Source organism: Streptomyces sp. SID5910, from assembly GCF_009862125.1.
Classification (GTDB): Bacteria; Actinomycetota; Actinomycetes; order Streptomycetales; family Streptomycetaceae; genus Streptomyces.
On the sequence record NZ_WWHX01000649.1, the window covers coordinates 1 to 1772 of the forward strand.

The window sequence follows — 1772 nt, forward strand, 5'->3', positions numbered from 1 at the left end:
AGGGACCATCCCCGCGGGTGCGGGGAGCAGACTGAATGACCTGCGAGTTTATACCCGCGGGAGCTCACTTTGAGGGACTTCTACAGGTTCCGGCAAATAGGGCATGACGTTATGAATCGACAGGTACTCCCGAGGCTCACCGGGAATTCGAGACAGGCACATGCCGTCCCAACGGACTCCGCGATTCCCAGGATTGTAGTCATGCACAGAGAGACGCTACCCGCAGCATCCGCGGCTCCATGACAGCCCGTCACTCTCAGGCGCCCAGGAAGACAGGTATCGCCGACATCGCCGCGCCGCTGCGCTCCTTGCGACTGCGGACCGTACAGTCAGGCCCTGTCGCCCGCGCCCCGAGCAGGGCAGGATCGGGGCATGAGGATTCTCGTGATGGGCGGAACGTGGTTTCTGGGCAAGGCCATTGCGGAGACCGCACTGGCGAGAGGGTGGGACGTCACCACCTTCAACCGCGGACGGTCCGGCGTGGACGTGCCCGGCGTGGAGGCTGTACACGGTGACCGCACCATCCACGAGGACCTGCGAAAGCTCGCGCAGCACGGCCCGTGGGACGCCGTCGTCGACACGTCCAGCTCGGAGCTGCCGCCCCGCGAAGTCCTCCTGGCCACGACCACGCTGGCGGGACGTGCGCACCGTTGGGTCCACCTGTCCACGGTCTCCGTCTACGAAGGCTGGCCGCACGAACCGTTGACGGAGGAATCCCCGTTGCTGGGGTGCCCGCCCGATGCCGACGGGTCGTTCGGCTATACCGGGGAGGACGGCAGCCCCACGAAGTACGGCTTCCAGAAGGCCGGCGGAGAGCGGGCCGTGACCGAAGCCTTCGGCGACGAAATGCGGAGGTCGAAGGCCTCGGCGAGCTGGTCGTAGAAGTCCGCCCATTCGCTGCCGGGCGCGATGCCGGGCACCCAGATCCGCAGCCCGCGCAGCCGGGGCGGGGTCAGGGTGCGGGCGGCGGCGAGGGGGTGCCTGGGGCCGACGAGGAGTTCCAGCGGGGAGTCGAAGGCGTGGATCATCCGCACGTCGGGCGGCAGGGTGGCCGGGTCGGTGACGCTGCGGAACGAGGCGTCGATCTCGCCCGCCTGGACGGCTGCGGCCGCCACGTGGGGGTCGTCGACCCTGAGGGTGACCACGTCGAGGTCGGTCCCGGGGCGCGAGCGCCAGTAGTCGTGCAGGACGACGGCCTGCGCGGACCGCAGGCCGAGCACGTCGATCCGCAGGGCCCGCGAACCGGGCCTGACCGCGGCGACGGCACGGTCGACGTTCGCGACGACGCTCCGCGCGTGCGGGAGGAGCGCCTGGCCGTCCAGCGTCAGTTCGACGCCTCGGGCGGTACGGGTGAACAGCCGGACCTCCAGCTCGCGCTCCAGGGCGGCGATCCGCTTGGAGACCGCCTGCTGTGTCACGCCGAGCTCGTCGGCGGCGTGCTGGAGCTGGCCGAGTTCGGCCGCCCGGACGAAAGATCGCACTGCCTCGGTATCCATGGGAGGCAGCGTAAGCCCGCACAACCACTGGTTGTGGCGTGCCGGAGGACGGTTGTTTGATCCTGCGCTCCTCCGACCGATGGGATGAGCGGACCCAAACGTCGGTTGTCACGAAGGAGCCGTGCACGCGTGAACATGGGACCGGACTTCCGCCGGCTGTGGTGGGCGTACGCCGTCAGCACGTACGGCACGTGGACGGCGTTCGGCGCGTTCCCGCTCATCGCGGTGCGCGTGCTGGACTCGTCGGCGTTCGCGGTCTCGCTGCTGGAGGCGGCA

At 69.3% G+C, this 1772-nt stretch carries 1 protein-coding gene and 2 pseudogenes; 2 read left to right on the forward strand and 1 reads right to left on the reverse strand.

What is annotated here, in order from left to right; all coding sequences use genetic code 11:
- The first annotated feature begins 387 nt into the window (after window positions 1–387).
- A complete protein-coding gene (locus tag GTW67_RS22855; RefSeq protein ID WP_202437576.1) occupies window positions 388–882 on the forward strand; it encodes an NAD-dependent epimerase/dehydratase family protein in 495 nt (164 codons plus the stop codon).
- Here the strand turns inward: GTW67_RS22855 and GTW67_RS22860 are convergent.
- A pseudogene (locus GTW67_RS22860) lies at window positions 840–1496 on the reverse strand (LysR family transcriptional regulator); the annotation flags it as partial. The gene GTW67_RS22855 and the pseudogene GTW67_RS22860 overlap by 43 nt on opposite strands.
- A gap of 135 nt (window positions 1497–1631) precedes the next feature.
- On the opposite strand from GTW67_RS22860, the pseudogene GTW67_RS22865 reads away from it, so the two are divergent.
- Window positions 1632–1772, forward strand: a pseudogene (locus GTW67_RS22865) (MFS transporter); the annotation flags it as partial.

Excerpts from the sequence above, each read along its gene's own strand:
- GTW67_RS22855 (WP_202437576.1), top strand. The coding sequence starts at position 388 with ATGGGCGGAACGTGGTTTCTGGGCAAGGCCATTGCGGAGACCGCACTG.